The sequence below is a fragment of the Streptosporangium sp. NBC_01639 genome, from assembly GCF_045209755.1.
Classification (GTDB): domain Bacteria; phylum Actinomycetota; class Actinomycetes; order Streptosporangiales; family Streptosporangiaceae; genus Streptosporangium.
Window position 1 is genome coordinate 6,079,970 of the sequence record NZ_CP109272.1, and the last position, 17,199, is coordinate 6,097,168.

11 protein-coding genes are annotated in these 17,199 nt (G+C 70.4%); 7 read left to right on the forward strand and 4 right to left on the reverse strand.

Features of this window, described 5'->3' with window-relative positions:
- Positions 1-19: 19 nt before the first annotated feature.
- Both OHA77_RS27830 and OHA77_RS27835 read left to right on the forward strand, forming a co-directional pair.
- The gene (locus OHA77_RS27830; RefSeq protein WP_406312387.1) at positions 20-1,159 is read left to right on the forward strand and encodes a hypothetical protein; all 1,140 of its coding nucleotides are present in this window, start codon (positions 20-22) and stop codon (positions 1,157-1,159) included.
- Positions 1,160-1,192: 33 nt separating this feature from the next.
- Positions 1,193-1,909, forward strand: coding sequence for a hypothetical protein (locus OHA77_RS27835; RefSeq protein ID WP_406312388.1), 717 nt, complete (start codon positions 1,193-1,195; stop codon positions 1,907-1,909).
- A gap of 107 nt (positions 1,910-2,016) precedes the next feature.
- Here the strand turns inward: OHA77_RS27835 and eccB are convergent, their stop codons facing one another.
- The 4 genes from eccB to OHA77_RS27855 form a co-directional block, all read right to left on the reverse strand.
- A complete protein-coding gene (eccB, locus tag OHA77_RS27840; protein ID WP_406312389.1) occupies positions 2,017-3,462 on the reverse strand; it encodes a type VII secretion protein EccB in 1,446 nt (481 codons plus the stop codon).
- Positions 3,463-3,543: 81 nt separating this feature from the next.
- The gene (locus tag OHA77_RS27845; protein WP_406312390.1) at positions 3,544-5,769 is read right to left on the reverse strand and encodes a protein kinase domain-containing protein; all 2,226 of its coding nucleotides are present in this window, start codon (positions 5,767-5,769) and stop codon (positions 3,544-3,546) included.
- Positions 5,770-6,017: 248 nt separating this feature from the next.
- Positions 6,018-8,189, reverse strand: a complete 2,172-nt coding sequence (locus OHA77_RS27850) for a serine/threonine protein kinase (RefSeq protein ID WP_406312391.1) — start codon at positions 8,187-8,189, stop codon at positions 6,018-6,020.
- Between the two features lie 101 nt (positions 8,190-8,290).
- Entirely contained in the window at positions 8,291-9,439 is a 1,149-nt protein-coding gene (locus OHA77_RS27855; RefSeq protein ID WP_406312392.1) for a S8 family serine peptidase, read from the reverse strand.
- 198 nt (positions 9,440-9,637) lie between these two features.
- Here OHA77_RS27855 and OHA77_RS27860 point away from each other — a divergent pair, with 198 nt between their 5' ends.
- The 5 genes from OHA77_RS27860 to gatA all read left to right on the forward strand — a co-directional run bounded on the left by OHA77_RS27860 (position 9,638) and on the right by gatA (position 17,169).
- Positions 9,638-10,642 carry a methionine synthase gene (locus OHA77_RS27860; protein WP_406312393.1) on the forward strand — a complete coding sequence of 335 codons (1,005 nt, stop codon included), beginning with the start codon at positions 9,638-9,640 and terminating at the stop codon, positions 10,640-10,642.
- Between the two features lie 143 nt (positions 10,643-10,785).
- The gene (ligA, locus tag OHA77_RS27865; RefSeq protein ID WP_406312394.1) at positions 10,786-12,975 is read left to right on the forward strand and encodes an NAD-dependent DNA ligase LigA; all 2,190 of its coding nucleotides are present in this window, start codon (positions 10,786-10,788) and stop codon (positions 12,973-12,975) included.
- Between the two features lie 128 nt (positions 12,976-13,103).
- On the forward strand, positions 13,104-15,185 hold the full coding sequence (locus tag OHA77_RS27870; protein ID WP_406312395.1) for a putative bifunctional diguanylate cyclase/phosphodiesterase: 2,082 nt from the start codon (positions 13,104-13,106) through the stop codon (positions 15,183-15,185).
- A 197-nt stretch (positions 15,186-15,382) separates the two neighbouring features.
- A complete protein-coding gene (gene gatC / locus OHA77_RS27875; RefSeq protein WP_400708132.1) occupies positions 15,383-15,682 on the forward strand; it encodes an Asp-tRNA(Asn)/Glu-tRNA(Gln) amidotransferase subunit GatC in 300 nt (99 codons plus the stop codon).
- Entirely contained in the window at positions 15,679-17,169 is a 1,491-nt protein-coding gene (gene gatA, locus OHA77_RS27880; protein ID WP_406312396.1) for an Asp-tRNA(Asn)/Glu-tRNA(Gln) amidotransferase subunit GatA, read from the forward strand. The genes gatC and gatA overlap by 4 nt, the downstream gene beginning before the upstream one ends.
- The last annotated feature ends 30 nt before the right edge of the window (positions 17,170-17,199 follow it).

Here is a 17,199-nt window from a genome sequence, read left to right on the forward strand (position 1 = left end):
CGTGAAACGGAGGGGTGAGATGGGTCAGAAATCGGACAAGGTGAGCTTCACCGAGGACAAGGTGAAGGGCCTGGGCGATTCCATCGGCGGGTATGCCCCTGACGTAAGAGAAAAAGCCAACAAAACCCGCAACAACAGTTTGCAGTTTCCTAAATGCGGTGTTATTGGCATTGGGCTGGATCTCGCCTACGAGAACACCTGTGCGGGATCGGCCGACGCCCTCGATGCCGCTGCGTCTGTGCTGGAGTCATGGAAGACGGCCCTTGCACAGGTGGAACGGAACAACAAGACGGCTGACGAGAAAAGCTCGATCTCCGACAAGACGGGGCAGGAAAAGACCGAATCCGGTGGCAAGAAATCTGCTTCGGATAAGTCCGGCGCCAAAACGGGTGAGAAAACGGGTACAGGTTCTGATCTCGGAGATATCTTGTCGGGTTCGACGCCGGGCTCGGGTCTCGGTGGGGGTTCGCCGTCTGGTTACGATCTCGGAGGCATGTCGCCGGGTTCGGGTCTCGGTGGGGGTTCGCCGTCTGGTTACGATCTCGGAGATATGCCATCGGGTTCGGATCTCGGCGCGCTGCCCGGTTCGGACCAGGGGAACCTCAAGGTGCCTGACCCGAACTACACCGTGCCGGATATGCCGGGAACGAATGATGATCTGGGGAGCTCCCTCAACCCGAACTCCCTCAACCCGAACATCCCCAACACCCCGGACCTTGGTGCGAACGGCGCCGCCACCAAGTTGCCCAGTCCAGACCTGGGCGACCTCGCCACCAAGGATCCGAGGTTGACCGACCTGGCCGGCGTCGATCCGAACAACCCGGCGGCGTCCCAGATGCCCCAGATGCCCGAGACACCTCAAGTGAAGATTCCGGACGCCGGAACATCGCCGGGAGAGTCCACGGGAGCCGGCGCGACGGCCCGCGGCACCACCATCCCCAGCGGATCGGGAAGCGGCGGCAGTGCCTCTCCGCTGGCCGGCCCACGTGCGGCGGGCATGAACGGCAGCTCGATGATGCCTCCCATGATGCCCCCGATGGGAGGCGCCCCCGCCGGCAACCAGGGCGGCCAGGAAACGTCCTCTGTGCTGACCGGGGACGAGAGCGACTGGGACGACGACATCGACGTGACCGTCCCGGTGCTCGGCCAGGAGGCGTGATGCGGCGGGGTGGCGGGACGGAGAGGAGTCGTCGTGGAGTATGAGATCGACGTCTGGAAATACACGGCGGCGGCGGCGACGACGGCCGGAGCGGCACTGATCCTCAAACGCAAGAAAGCGCTGACCATCTCCCTGGCGATCGGCCTGATGGTGTCCAACCCCGGCAGCATGAAGAAGTGCGCGGTGGAATGGCGGGGCGAGGGCAAGAGCGGCACGGAGGCCGATGCCCACCGCATCAGAAATGAGATAACCAGCCTGAAGAACAAGATCAAGGCGGACGAGCACTGGGAGGGCGAAGACGCTGAGACCTTCAACGCCGCGGCGGACGCACTCCTTGCGGCGCTGGACGAGGACCATAAGTATCGCACCTGCGCAGCCGACACCCTTGACCAGACCGCGTTCGCCTACCACGTGGGTGCCGACTTCGCCGCCGCCGTGGCCGCGGCGATGAGCATGATGGCGGCGGCCTACCTCATCAGCTACCCCTCTCCTCAGTTCAGGGCGGCGGTGAATCTTATGATCAATCCCGTCCTCAACCGGATCGACGCCGTCGTCAAAGCCGTCGTCAATAAGAAGATGACGCTCGTCGCCGGCGCCGGGGCCGTCCTCGCAGCGGTCAACGGCTTCCAGTATGACCAGAAGCATCTGTTCCTGGGGATGAAGGCCATGCCGGAGAAGGAGCCCGACTTCACCCAGGTGGGCCTGCAGTACGACGAGGAGTTCGGCTTGAGGAAGAAGGTCATCGCCTAGGCCGCGAGGCTGTCACCGCCGACGGGCGGCGTCGTTCCCGGCGTCACACCACGCGGGCCCCCATGCCCGTAGAGCGAGGCCCGCGGAAGCGGTGGACACCCGGCTGCCTACCGCTGCGGGGGAGTCGTCGCAGCCGGGTTGGCCTGGATGGGATTGAGAGCGGCCGCGGGGTCGAGAGCGGGCCCCTCAGGGATCAGGTGCACGAGCTGCGCCGGAAGCGGGGCGATGTCCTCCGCCGCGTAGCCGAGACGCGACAGCACATCCGCGGACAGGATGGCGTGCCGCCGCCCCTGGTCGCCGATCAGGTAGAGGGACGTCACCGCGTCCGTCCTGCCGTTCCCCGGCAGCACCCCCACCAGGGCGCCGTAACCGGGCGAGAGCGTCACCTGGTCGACCGTGCTCTGGTTGAACCACCCCTTGGGGGGCTGGGGGATCGGCGCGGTGCTGCCGACCGTCAACGACGCCCGGGTCGAGCCGTGCTCCGTGTCGGAGTAGACGGCGCAGAGGGGGCTTGCCGGCGACGACGGGGTGATCCTCGGCATGGTCGTGGGCAGTCCGCTGCCGTCCAGGCGGGTGGCCGACTGCCGCGCTCCGTTCGCGGTCGCAGGAGCCAGCTCGCCCGGCAGCGGCTCCGCGGTGCCGTACGCCTTCTTGATGGCGGGGTCCGCCAGCAGCAGGGTGGCCTGCGTCGGGGTGAGGTCCGCCAGGCCGTCGGCGAGCAGGACGTACCACTTCACCGGTCCACCGGTCACCGCCGGCACGGTGTAGACCCTGCCCACCGCGGACCTCCTGCCGTCGGGCCCGCGCATCGCTCGGCCGAGACCCGGGATCGACGGGCTCTGGAAGGCCTGTCCTTCGGGCAGCGCGTTGAGCCAGGCCGCCGGGACCTGGCGAGGCTGTTCCTGGGTCAGCGCCCGCACACCCCTGACGGGCACGCGCAACCGCCGGTCCGCCCAGAGCAGCCAGGCCTGCCCGCCCTCATGGACGACCATGGCCGTATTCTGCCCGATCGGGGTGCCGCCGACGCCGTACCCGCCGATCAGCGAGGTGTACGGCCTGCGCTCGCCGTTGGTGTCCACGCCCTCGGCGACGCACACCGACCACGGGGTGCGGATCAGGCGGTCGTGGGCGGGCAGCGACTCGGGGGCGCCCTGAATGCCCACCAGCTTGCCGCGTGCGTACTTCGCGAGCGAGGCGGCGGTGACCGTGCGCACCTTCACCTCCTGGTCGCCCAGCAGCAGCCTGGCGGAGGTCACGTTGGTGACGGGGATCATCTTCTTCTGCGGATCGCTGTAGACGAAGGTGGCGCCTGTCTCCTCCTCCACGATCACGGTCCCCGGGTCGGTGAGGGCGGTCGCGTTGCCCGGACGGAGCAGGCCCAATATGCCGAAGACGGCGGCCACCAGCACCGCGACCAGGATGCCGCCGAACATCGCCACGTTCTGTCTGCGCATCGGTGACTCCGCCAGGTCCGGCTCCCCCTGGAGCAGGGCCAGGCCCATCCGCTGAGTCATCAGCTTGTACGCCTGATAAAGATCGCGACGGGTCTGCATCTCACCTCCACTTCGCCGGGCGCGGTGTCACCGATCAGCATAGAAGCGTGATCAAGGAATGGTCTCACCGCGCCCGGGATGTCATCCGCAGTTGGCCCAGGCGGCGCTGGTGCTGCCGGCCGGTCCGCCGCCGGAGAAGCGGACGCACTTGCCCTTGGCGGGAAGGATGACCGGTCCGGCGTAGTACTCGTAGTTGCCGCGGTCGGTCTTGGTTCCGCCGCCCTGGACTTCGAGGGTGGCGAAGACGGAGGTGGCGGTGCCCACGCCGGCGCTCTTCATGGTGACCACGCAGTTGGAGCCGGTGGAGTTGTTGTAGAGCTGGTAGGTGGTTCCGCCGCTGAAGGAGGCGGACCGCTGCACGGAGTAGCCCGAACCACAGACCTGCTGCGGGCTGTACGGGTTGGGACGCGAAGGCGGTGGTGTCGGCTTCGGTGTCGGCTTCGGCGTCGGTTTAGGTGTCGGCTTGGGCGTCGGCTTGGGCGTCGGCTTCGGTGTCGGTTTAGGTGTCGGTTTCGGCGCGGTGCTGGGCTTCGCCGACTTGGTGGGCTGCGCGGACTTGGTCGGCTGCGCCGGTTTGGTGGGCTGCGCGGACTTGGTGGGCTGCGCGGACTTGGTCGGCTTTGGAGCCTGCGAGGGCTTCTGCGTCGGGTCCGTCTTGGGAGCCCGCGTCGAAGTGGGTTTGGCGGTCGGCCGGCTGGTCGGTCTGGCGGTCGGCTTGCCCGTCCGGCTGGTCGGCTTGGCGGTCGGCTTGGCCGTACGGCCGGACTTGGGACTCCCCGTGCTCTTGGGTGCCTTCTTGGACTTGGCCGTCGGCGCAGGGGACTTTCCGGTACCCGGTTTCCTGGGCGCCGGCGCCGTCGGCACCGGAATCGTCGGCACCGGTCCGGTGGGCACCGTGATCGGCGGCAGGGCGACGGATGCGATCGGCGACGGGACCGCGGGGCTCTCCTTGGGCAGCTGCATGGGGCCGATGTCCGGGACCTGCGGATCGGCCGTGGTGCCTCCGGGCGTGGTCACCTTGTCTACTGGGCCTACGGGGGCATCCCCGCGCTGCTGCTGGACCGCCGGTGCTGAGAGGACGTCGATGATCTTCTCGTTGGCCGCGGCCTGCTGCGTGTCGCCGAGCGAGGTGGAGCTACCGGCGACCCACACTCCGAGCCCGGACAGCAGGACGAACACGCCGACACAGGCGGCGGGCACGAGCAGGAAGCGACCGCTCTTCGGCCGTTTCCCGGCTGGCGCGGCCGGCGACGCCGGGTTCGCGGGAGGACCGTCCATCGGTAGCGCGGTGTTCGCGGGAGGAGCATCGGCCGGCAGCGCCGGAGCGCCCCAGGCGGGCGCCGTCATCGGCTGCGGCGTCACCGGCTGTGGCGTCACGGTCCCGGTTCCGGCCTCGGTCTCGGCGAGCGGAGCGGTTCCCGCTGCGGGTCCGGTCCCGTCCGGAGAGTCCTGTGCCGCCTCGGCGCCGGCCGTACGGCCCTCCCGATTCTCTCCGCCGGTCTGGACCGTCGGCTCCTTGCCGAGGAGGCGGAGCATGGCGGTTTTGGTGTCGGGGCGTTGGGCGGGCCATTTGTCGAGGCAGGCGATGAGGAGGGGGGCCAGTTCCGGGGGGATTCCGGTGAGGTTGGCGGGGCCTTCGATGACGTGGGTGGGCTGGTTTTGGAAGGGGGGTTGGCCGGTGGCGGCGTAGGCGAGGGTGGCGGCCCAGGAGAAGAGGTCGCCGGGTCGGCCGGTGCCGGTGCCGGGGATGGGGGGGCTGCCGGGGTTGAGTTCGGTGTGGAGGTGTTCGGGGGCGCGGTAGTCGGGTTCGGGGGTGGTGAGGTTGAGGCCGATGTCGCAGACGCGGGGTCCGTCGGGGCCGAGGATCACGGTGTCGGGGGTGAGGGCGCCGTGGGTGAGGCCGGCCAGGTGGACGGCGGTGAGTGCGGTGAGGGTGCCGATGGCCAGGCGTTCGAGGGCGTCGCCGGTCAGTGGGCCGTCGGTGGTGACGGCTTCGCGGAGGGTGCGGCCTTCGACGTGTTCGCGGACGATGTAGGGGGCGTCGTCGAACCAGCCGACGTCGATGAGTTTGGCGGTGTGGGCGCCGGAGACGCGTTTGGCGGCGTGTAGTCCGTTGGTGATCTGCTCGCGGGCCTGGGGTGTGGCCTCCGGGCGGGGGGCGAGCACGCGGATGACGCGGAGGGTGTCCTCGTCGGGCAGGTGACCTAGGTACACGGCCTGCTGAGGGTCCTGGCTGAGTCGCCCGACGAGGATGTGAACGCCGACGCGTTCCGGATCCTCGGGCAGTAATGGGTTCAAATCCCCCATTGGATTCCTTCCACCTCAACTACCGATAACTGTCACCATCGGTCCAACTAGCAGTATTTAACCAAAGATGTCACATCCGTATCTCCGGTTTCGGACGCCGACTCCGCTCCGGCTCGCCCGCCGACCTCGTCCGTAAGCTGCCCGGACCATGGCGAAGGCCCCTTCCCCGGTCGGGGGAGGGGGCCTTCATCGGGGTATTCCGTCAGGTCAGGAGAGGGTTCCGGTCCTGTTCAGATGTTGACCGGGTGTCATCCGCAGTTGGCCCAGGAGGCGGTGCCGGTGCTGCCGGCCGGTCCGCCGCCGGAGAAGCGGACGCACTTGCCCTTGGCGGGAAGGTAGACCGGTCCGGCGTAGTACTCGTAGTTGCCGCGGTCGGTCTTGGTTCCGCCGCCCTGGACTTCGAGGGTGGCGAAGACGGAGGTGGCGGTGCCCACGCCGGCGCTCTTCATGGTGACCACGCAGTTGGAGCCGGTGGAGTTGTTGTAGAGCTGGTAGGTGGTTCCGCCGCTGAAGGAGGCGGACCGCTGCACGGAGTAGCCCGAACCACAGACCTGCTGCGGGCTGTAGGGGTTGGGACGCGAAGCCGGCGGGGTCGACGCGGAGGGCTTCGGCGTCGGCTTGGCGGTCAAGGTCGGCTTGATGGTCGGCGGGGTCGAAGGGGGCGTCGGCTTGGCCGTGGCCGTCGGCTTCGGCTTGGCCGTGGCCGTCGGCTGGGTCGGCGTCGGCTTGGCGGTCGGCTTGGCGGTGGCCGTGGCGGTCGGCTTGGCCGTCGGCTTGGCGGTGGCCGTCGGTGCCGGAGCCGGCTGCGTCTCACTCGCGCTCGGTTCCGGTGCGGCGGATTCGCTCGGCTGCGGAGCCGGGGTCGCGCTCGGTTCCGGGGTCGGCGGCTCGCTCGGGGTGGCGGTCGGCACCGGGGTCGGCTCGACCGTCGTCGTCGCGGTGGCGGTCGCGGTGACCGTCGCCGTCGGCGCCGGAGTGGCCGGTGCCTGGGTGGTGGCCGTCGCGGTGGGGGCCGGAGTGGTGCTCGGCACCGTGGGCGCGATGGTCGGCGGGATCGGCGGCGGGGTGACGAACGAGGTCAACGACGGGACCGGGACCGCCGGGGTCTCCGTGGCCAGCTGCATGGGGCCGACGTCCGGGACCTCCGGATCGGCCGTGGAGACCCAGGGTACGGTCACCTTCTCGGTCGGTTCGCTCCCGATGCCCTGCCCGTTCCCGTTCCCGCTGTCGTTCCCGGTCACGTTGCCCTGCGTCGGGTTCTGGGACTGGTCGACCAGCCCCAGCGACGCATGGGGGGCCGCTTCGTTGGCCGCCGCCTGCTGCGTGTCGCCGAGGGAGGAGTAGCTTCCGGCGGCCCACAGGCCGAGCCCGGACAGCAGGGCGACCACACCGACGCAGGCGGCCAGCACCAGGGAGACGCCGCCCTTCTTCTTCGGGCGGTCGGCGGACTGAGCCGCCCCCTGGAGCACGAACGTCGTCTGTGCCGGGGGCGCGTCCTGCGGGAGCGGCGGTGCGCCCCAGCCGGACGGCGCGGTCGGATGGGGCTGCTCGGAGACGGGCTGCTGCGGTACGGCCGCCAGCACCTCGTCCTGCCACTCGTCGTCCCCGGTGATCTGGATCGCCGATTCCTCGCCGAGGAGGCGGAGCATGGCGGTTTTGGTGTCAGGGCGTTGGGCGGGCCATTTGTCGAGGCAGGCGATGAGGAGGGGGGCCAGTTCCGGGGGGATTCCGGTGAGGTTGGCGGGGCCTTCGATGACGTGGGTGGGCTGGTTTTGGAAGGGGGGTTGGCCGGTGGCGGCGTAGGCGAGGGTGGCGGCCCAGGAGAAGAGGTCGCCGGGTCGGCCGGTGCCGGTGCCGGGGATGGGGGGGCTGCCGGGGTTGAGTTCGGTGTGGAGGTGTTCGGGGGCGCGGTAGTCGGGTTCGGGGGTGGTGAGGTTGAGGCCGATGTCGCAGACGCGGGGTCCGTCGGGGCCGAGGATCACGGTGTCGGGGGTGAGGGCGCCGTGGGTGAGGCCGGCCAGGTGGACGGCGGTGAGTGCGGTGAGGGTGCCGATGGCCAGGCGTTCGAGGGCGTCGCCGGTCAGTGGGCCGTCGGTGGTGACGGCTTCGCGGAGGGTGCGGCCTTCGACGTGTTCGCGGACGATGTAGGGGGCGTCGTCGAACCAGCCGACGTCGATGAGTTTGGCGGTGTGGGCGCCGGAGACGCGTTTGGCGGCGTGTAGTCCGTTGGTGATCTGCTCGCGGGCCTGGGGTGTGGCCTCCGGGCGGGGGGCGAGCACGCGGATGACGCGGAGGGTGTCCTCGTCGGGCAGGTGACCTAGGTACACGGCCTGCTGAGGGTCCTGGCTGAGTCGCCCGACGAGGATGTGAACGCCGACGCGTTCCGGATCCTCGGGCAGTAATGGGTTCAAATCCCCCATTGGATTCCTTCCACCTCAACTACCGTTAAAGCTACTGATAGGTTTATCCGCGTATATCAAAGCAAATGTCGGACCTCTCGTTCACCGATTTCACATCTCTTTCACGAACCGTTCTCCAGAGGCCCCGGCTGCCACCTGCGGCGTCTCCCCATCGGAATCGCGATGCTACCCAGCGTTATCGCCATGGCCGCCGCCAGCGCGAGCAGGGCGACCCAGGTCGCGATCGAGATGCTCCGGGAGTCCTTCGGCGGCGCGGGCCGGATCGCGTCGGCCGGCAGCGGCGCGGGCTCCTGCGGCGCGAGCGCGACCGTCTCCGAGGGCACGATCGCCGAGACCGCCAGCAGCGGATTGACCATGCCCGCGCCGCTTCCGGTCCCCGAGCCGCCGTCGGCGGTGAGCTCGACACGCCGCCGTACCTCCTCGTTGGTCAGCGCCGGATGGCGGGAGCGGACCAGCGCCACGGTCCCGCTCACGTACGCCGAGGCGAAGCTGGTGCCCTCCAGCTTGTCCTTGTAGACCCGGAAGGGCCAGGTGCTGGTGAGGTCCACGCCCGGAGCCAGCACGGTGACGGGCGTGATCGGGTTCGAGGAGTCGGCCCGCCTCCCGTCGGGGCCGGCCGAGCCGACGGACAGGACCCCGGGGTAGGAGGCCGGATAGGCGGGCGCGGGCGAGTCGTCGTCCTTTTGGACGTTGCCGACCGCGGCGACCACCACGACGTCCTTGGCCAGCGCATAGTTGACCGCGGTGCGCAGATCGGGCTGGTCGCTCGCCTGGACCGACACGTTGATCACACCGGCGCCGAGTTCGGCGGCCTTCACGATGGCCTGGGCCAGTTTGCCGACGTCTCCCTCGCGGCCGGTGGTGTGTTTGACGGAGATCAGCTTCGCCGACGGCGCCACCCCGACGAAGGGGCTGCCGGCCACCGGGGCGGCGCCGATGATGCCGGCCACCGCCGTGCCGTGGCCGTAGCAGTCGAGTCCTCCGGTGCCGGTGACGTCTTCCGTGCTGCCCTTCGTCAGCTGGGGATGCGAGGTGTCCAGGCCGCTGTCGACGACCGCGACGGTCACCCCGGCACCTCTGGTCAGCTGCCATACGTCGGGCAGGTTGAGGCGCCGCTGGCCCCACGACTCCGCGATGGTCCCGGTGCCGCGTTCGGGCTGGCACTTCTCGGGCTCCGCGGCCGCCGGCGCGGCCGGAGCCGTGACCGCCACCAGTACCGACACCGCGACGAGCGCCCGACCGATCACCATGCGTCCCCCTAAGGCGGGTGAATACCGGACAGAACCATACTCAACTCGATCAACTCCCGTCACGGGAGAGAGAGATCGCCCAGCCGGACGCGGCGTCCGCGGTCCTAAGCTGGCTGTCGTGGATGGGCGAGGCGGGCGGGCCAGCGGGTCCGGCGGCGATCGCCCATGTCCCGACGAGCGTGGCGGGGAGCAGCGGACATGAGTGGATATCCGTGGGGTGAGGCGGCGGCGACCGGTGTCGGGTCGCACCCGGGAACAGACCACGCGGAGGCGGTCAGGGTCGTCTTCGGCGAGCTGCCCGCGCTGCCGTACCTGCCGGAGCTGCCCGCACGCGGGGTGGGCGCCGACATGATCGGGCGCACCGCGTCGCTGCTGGTGGAGCTGCCGGTGGAGGTGCAGCCGTCCGGCTGGCGGTTCGCCGACCGGCCGGGGCGCGACGCCAAGCGGGCCCGTGACCACCTCGTGCGCGACCTCGACGCGCTGGAGGAGGCCGTCCAGGGATACCGGGGGCCCTTCAAGATCCAGGTGTGCGGGCCGTGGACGCTGGCCGGGGCGGTCGAGCTGCGTTACGGCGACAAGACGCTCGCCGACCCGGGAGCCGTACGCGATCTCATGGCCTCCTTCGCCGATGGGCTGGCCGCGCACGTCGCCGACGTACGCCGGAGGGTGCCCGGAGCCACCGAGATCGTGGTGCAGCTCGACGAGCCCGGACTGCCGGGCGTCCTCACCGGCCGGGTGCCGACCGCGTCCGGTTTCGGGAGGCTCGCCGCCGTCGACGCCTCGATCGCGGCCGAGCGGCTCGGCTCGGTGCTGCCCGCCGGCACGTTCACGGTCGTCCACTGCTGTGCTCCGGAGGTGCCCTTCGCCGTCCTGCGCGCCGCGGGCGCCGGGGGCGTCTCGCTCGACCTCTCCCTGCTCAGGCGCCGGGACGAGGACGCGATCGGCGAGTCGATCGAAGCCGGGACGGCCCTCTTCCTCGGTGTCGTGCCCGGGGTGGACTCCCGGCTGCCCGACGTCGGCGTGGTCGCCCGGCCGGCCGTCGAGCTCTGGCGCCGGCTCGGATTCTCCGCCGATACCCTGGCCTCGCAGGTCGTGCTCACTCCCGCCTGCGGGCTGGCCGGGGCCTCGCCCGCCTACGCCAGGGCCGCGCTGGCCAGGGTCCGGGAGGCGGCCCTGGTGCTGAGGGACGACCCCGAGCGGTGACCCGGAGGGCTCCGGCCGCTCCGGGCCTCCGGGGCTCCAGGGCTCAGGAAGAGGCTTCCCACCTCCGGGTAAGGACTTCTCACGATGTCGGTGCCCGGCGATAGCGTTTCCCTTGGTCGGATCGACGAGGGGAGAGCTGGGCGATGGCTGCTGAGGTCGAAGGTGTTCCGGTGGCGGCGCTGGAGCGGCACGCGGAGCTGACCGAGCTGGTCGAGGAGGCCAACTGGCGTTACTACGTGCTCGACGCGCCGACCGCGAGCGATGCCCAGTACGACACGTGGATGCGCGAGCTGCAGCGGCTGGAGCAGGAGCACCCGAGCCTGCGCACCCCTGACTCGCCGACGCAGAAGGTCGGCGCGCCGATCACCAGTGACTTCGCGTCGGTGGCGCATCTGCGGCGGATGGAGAGCCTGGACAACGCGTTCAACGCCGATGAGATCTCCGCCTGGCGGACGCGGGCCGAGCGGCTGGCCGAGCGCGACCCGGCCCCCTACCTGTGTGAGCTGAAGATCGACGGCCTGGCGATCGCGCTGGTCTACGAGAAGGGGCGCCTGGTGCGGGGGGCGACCCGCGGCGACGGCCGCGTCGGTGAGGACGTGACGGCCAACGTGCGCACCCTCGCCGACGTGCCGCACCGCCTGACCGGCGACGGCGTGCCCGACCTGGTCGAGGTGCGGGGCGAGGTCTACATGCCCGTCGAGGGGTTCGAGAGGTTCAACGAGCGGCTCGTCGAGAAGGGCGAGTCCCCGTTCGCCAACCCGCGCAACGCCGCCGCGGGCTCGCTGCGGATGAAGGACCCCCGGGAGACCGCGCGGCGGCCGCTGCGGATGCTCGTGCACGGGGTCGGCACGTGGGAGGGCGTCCCGCTGCCGCCGACCCAGTCGCAGATCTACGAGCGGCTGCGGGAGTTCGGCCTGCCGGTGAGCGACCTCTACCGGGTCGTCGACGACCTCGACGGCATCGACGGCTTCGTCGAGTTCTACCGCGAGCACCGCCACGACCCCGCCTACGAGATCGACGGCGTCGTGGTCAAGGTCGACCGCGTCGAGCTGCAGCGGAACCTGGGCTCCACCAGCCGGGCGCCGCGCTGGGCGATCGCCTACAAATACCCGCCCGAGGAGGTCAACACCAGGCTCGTCGACATCCAGGTGGGCGTCGGCCGCACCGGCCGGGTCACGCCGTACGGCGTCATGGAGCCGATCGTGGTGGCCGGTTCCACGGTCGAGCGCGCCACCCTGCACAACGCCTCGGAAGTCGAGCGCAAGGGCGTGCGGATCGGCGACACCGTGGTGCTGCGCAAGGCGGGCGACGTGATCCCGGAGATCGTCAAGCCGGTCGAGGAGCTGCGTGACGGCACCGAGCGGGAGTTCACGATGCCGACACACTGCCCGGAGTGCGGCACCGAGCTGGCCTACGAGAAGGAGGGCGACGCCGACCTGCGTTGCCCCAACACCAGAGCGTGCCCCGCCCAGCTCCGCGAGCGGATCTTCTTCGCGGCCGGGCGCAGGGCCTTCGACGTCGAGGGCCTGGGATATGTGGCGGCCACCGCGCTGACCCAGCCGCTGCCCCCGCAGCAGCCGCTGGTCCGCACCGAGGCCGACCTGTTCGAGCTGACCGCCGAGCGGCTGCTGCCGATCCGCTCGGTGGTCCGCGACCCCGACACCGGGCTGCCCAGGACCGACCCGGAGACGGGCGAGCCGAAGATCGTCTCCTTCTTCGCCAACCAGAGCGGTGAGCTGAGCAGGAACGCCGAGAAGATGCTCCAGGAGCTGGAGCGGGCCAAGACCAAGGAGGAGACGACGGTCGCGCGCATTCTGGTCGCGCTCTCCATCCGGCACGTCGGGCCGCCCACCGCTCAGGCCGTCGCGGCCGAGTTCCGCTCGATCGACGCGATCGCGGCGGCCACGGAGGAGGAGCTCGCCGCGGTCGAGGGCGTCGGCCCGCGGGTGGCCGCCGCGATCCACGAGTGGTTCCAGGTCGGCTGGCACAAGGAGATCGTCGACCGGTGGAAGGCCGCCGGGGTCCGGATGGAGGACGAGGCGCCCGCCGACCGGCTCCCGCAGATCCTGGCCGGGCTCACCTTCGTGGTGACCGGCACGCTGGCCGCCTACACCCGCGACGAGGCCGGTGCGGTGCTCGCGAGCAGGGGCGGCAAGGTGTCGGGCTCGGTGTCGAAGAAGACCTCCTTCGTGGTGGCGGGGGAGAACGCCGGGTCCAAGCTCGACAAGGCGGCCAAGCTCGGCGTGCCGGTCCTCGACGAGAGCGGCCTGGGGGTCCTCCTGGATCAAGGGCCGGAGGCGGCGGCCGAGGTGGCGGTCAAGCCGGAAGAATAGTCAGGAGACAAGGGGTGCGGTGTCGCAAATGTTTCAAATGACCGGTAACGGAACGTGCCCAACCGGTTTCGCGAAGTGGCCCAGAGGCCGTACTCTCCCATAGTGAACTAATGGGGGTTTTGTAACTCATGGCCGACCCAAATGACACACGCGACACCGGACCCCGTGCCGGGTCACCCCTGTGGGCCTATCTCGCCACCGTCATCACGATCGGGTTCAGCACCCTCGTCCTGGCCCAGTGGTGGATCAGCCCATCGGAGATGGCGGACCTGGCGCACAGCCCGCTGTTCTGGATGCTGGCGGTCCTCGTCGTGCTGGGTGACCTGCGGCCGGTGCTGCTGTCGTCGTCGGTGACGGTGGGCGGCACCTATCCGTCGGCGATGTTCACCTTCGCCGCGCTGCTCCACTACGGCCTGCCGGTCGCCGTGCTGATGCAGGCGGTCGGCATGATCGTCAACAGCGCCGTCACCCGCAAGGCGTGGCATCGCGTCATGTTCAACATCGCCCAGACCACCCTGGCCTGCTCCGCGGCCGGGGTGGTGCTCGCGCTGATCCGGGGCGGTCCGGCGCCGGACGCGTCCTGGGTGCCCAGGGGGCCCGACCTGCTCGCCATCGGGCTGGCCGGCGTCGCCTACTTCGTGGTCCGGGGGCTGCTGGTCTCCGGCGCCGTGGCGCTGCACGAACGCCGGTCGATCAGCCGGGTGATCAGGACCACCATCGGTCACCAGAGCCTGGTCTACGCCGGCCTGCTCGGCATGTCCCCGCTGGTCGTGGTGGTGATGAACCACTCCCCGGCGCTGGTGCCGCTGTTCATCGCGCCGCTGGCCGCCGTCTACATCACCGCGACCATGTCGCTCCGCCGCGACCACCAGGCGACGCACGACGTCCTCACCGGCCTGCCCAACCGCAAGATGCTGGTGTTCAGCACCCAGGAGGCGCTCGCCGAGGCGCGGACGGGCGAGCGGGTCGGCCTGCTGCTGCTCGATCTCGACAGGTTCAAGGAGGTCAACGACACGCTGGGCCACCCGGTGGGCGACCGGCTGCTGCAGATCGTGGCGCATCGGCTCACCCACAGCGTGCGGCCGGGCGACGTGGTGGCCCGGCTCGGCGGCGACGAGTTCGCGGTGCTGCTGCCCTCGGTCAGGGACGACGGCGCGGCCCGGGAGGTGGCCGCGCGGCTGCGGGTGGCCCTCACCGAGCCGGTCCGTCTGGAGGGGATGACCTTCGACCTGGACGCCTCGGTCGGCATCGCCCTCCACCCCGATCACGCACCGGACTTCGAACTGCTGATGCAACGCGCCGACGTGGCGATGTATCTGGCCAAGGAGGGGCGGACCGGTGTCGAGATCTACGTCGCCGACAAGGATCGCAACAGCCCGGAACGGCTCAACCTCATCGGCGACCTGCGCAGGGCCATCGACCGCTCCGAGCTCCGGCTCCACTACCAGCCCAAGTTCGACCTGGCCAGCGGGCAGGTGCGCGGGGTGGAGGCACTGCTGCGGTGGCGTCATCCCGAACGGGGGATGATCTCTCCGGGAGAGTTCGTGCCGATGGCCGAGCAGTCGTATCTCATGCGGCACCTCACCCAGTACGTCATCGACGCGGCGCTGGAGCAGACGGCCCACTGGTGGCACACCGGTCTGCACGAACAGGTGTCGGTGAACATCTCCGCCCGGGATCTGCTCGACTCCGCCCTGCCCGACCGGCTGGAGGCGGGCCTCGCCCAATACCGGCTGCCTCCCAAGGCCATCCAGCTCGAGGTCACCGAGCGCATCCTGATGACCGACCAGGCATACACCGCGGACGCGGTCCGCGCCCTGACCTCACTCGGTGTGCCGCTCGCGCTGGACGACTTCGGCACCGGATACTCCTCGCTGGTCCGCCTGCAGCGTCTGCCGGTCTCCGAGGTCAAGATCGACTCCTCGTTCGTCCGCAGGATCGGCGAGTCCAAGGACGACGAGCGGATCGTCCGCTCCATCGTCGACCTGGTCCGCTCCCTGGGCCTGCGCTCCGTGGCCGAGGGCGTCGAGTCGGCCGACGTGGCCACCCGCCTGACCCGGATGGGATGCGACCTCGCCCAGGGCTGGCTGTTCGCCGAACCCATGTCCGCCGCCGACGCCACCGCCTGGCTCCGCAAACACCGCGCCCCGGCCACGCCCGGCTTCTATCTCCTGAGCTCCGCCGAGGTGCTCGACTCCCAGCGGGCCTGAGGGAGCCCGCGCTCCCCGGTCCGAGGACGGGCCCGGAGACCTGCGGTTCCGCGCCGATGGCCCGCCGATGCGGGCGCCTCGCTCCCGGCCACGGGCCCCGGGCGGTTATCGGGCGGTTAATGAGTCAGGCACGTTAGGTCACGAGCCCTAAGATGACAGTGTCCAATTGCCATTCCACGAAACGGGTTCAACGACTCATGTCCGCCATAACCCGCGACGAGGTCGCTCACCTCGCCCGGCTGTCCCGGCTGGCGCTGGCCGACGAGGAGCTCGACCACTTCGCCGCCCAGCTCGATGTGATCATCGGTGCGGTCGCCCGCGTCGCCGAGGTGGCGGCCGACGACATCCCGCCGTCCTCGCACGCGCTCCCGCTCACCAACGTCTACCGTCCCGACGAGGTACGCCCCGGCCTGACGCCTGAGGCGGCGCTCTCGGGCGCCCCGGCAGTCGAGGACGGCCGTTTCCGCGTTCCGCGCATCCTCGGGGAGGAAGCATGAGCCTCGTCCACAGGTCCGCCGCCGAGCTTGGCGCGCTGGTCGCAAGCGGTGAGGTCTCGGCCGTCGAGGTCGCCCAGGCCCACCTCGACCGGATCGCCGCCGTCGAACCGAAGATCAACGCCTTCCTGCACGTCGACGCGGAGACGACTCTCGGACAGGCCCGTGCGGTCGACGCACGCCGGGCCGCGGGGGAGGACCTCGGCCCGCTCGCCGGCGTGCCGATCGCGCACAAGGACGTCTTCACCACCGTCGACATGCCGACCACAGCCGGCTCCAAGATCCTTGAGGGCTACCGCCCGCCGTACGACGCCACCGTGACCCGCCGCCTGCGCGAGGCCGGCCTGGTGATCCTCGGCAAGACCAACCTCGACGAGTTCGCGATGGGCTCCTCCACGGAGAACTCGGCCTACGGCCCCACCCGCAACCCGTGGGACCTGGGCCGGATCCCGGGCGGTTCCTCCGGCGGCTCCTCCGCCGCGGTCGCCGCCTACCAGGCCCCGCTGTCCACCGGCACCGACACCGGCGGCTCGATCCGCCAGCCCGCCGCCGTCACCGGCATCGTCGGCATGAAGCCGACCTACGGCGGCTCGTCCCGCTACGGCCTGATCGCCTTCGCGAGCTCCCTGGACACGCCGGGCCCCTTCGCCCGCAACGTCATGGACGCGGCGCTCCTGCACGAGGCGTTCTCCGGCCACGACGTCATGGACTCGACCTCCATCGACGCCCCGGTGCCCTCGGTCGTCGAGGCGGCGCGCAACGCTGACGTGGCCGGGCTGCGCATCGGCGTGGTCAAGGAGTTCGGCGGCGAGGGATACCAGGCGGGCGTGCTCGCCCGCTTCCACGAGACCGTCGAGCTGCTGGAGTCCCTGGGCGCGAAGGTCGTCGAGGTCTCCTGCCCGTCGTTCACCACGGCCCTCCCGGCCTACTACCTGATCGCCCCGTCGGAGGCCTCGTCCAACCTGGCCCGCTTCGACGCCATGCGGTACGGCCTGCGGGTCGGCGACGACGGCACGCGGAGCGCCGAGGAGGTCATGGCGCTGACCCGGGCCGCGGGCTTCGGCCCGGAGGTCAAGCGGCGCATCATCCTCGGCACCTACGCGCTGTCCAGCGGCTACTACGACGCCTACTACGGCCAGGCGCAGAAGGTCCGCACGCTGATCGCACGTGACTTCGAGGCGGCCTTCCACCAGGTGGACGTGCTCATCTCGCCGACCACGCCGACCACGGCGTTCCCGATCGGCGAGCGCGCCGACGACCCGATGGCGATGTACCTCGCCGACCTGTGCACCATCCCGACCAACCTGGCGGGCAACGCGGCCATCTCCGTGCCGTGCGGCCTGGCCGACGAGGACGGCCTGCCGGTCGGTCTGCAGATCATGGCTCCGGTGCTCGGCGACGACCGCTGCTACCGGGTCGGCGCCGCGGTGGAGAAGGCCCTCGAAGGGCGCTGGGGCGGCAGCCTGCTGTCCAAGGCCCCGGCGCTCTAAGGGCTTCAAGGCGACAGAGCGACAGAGCGA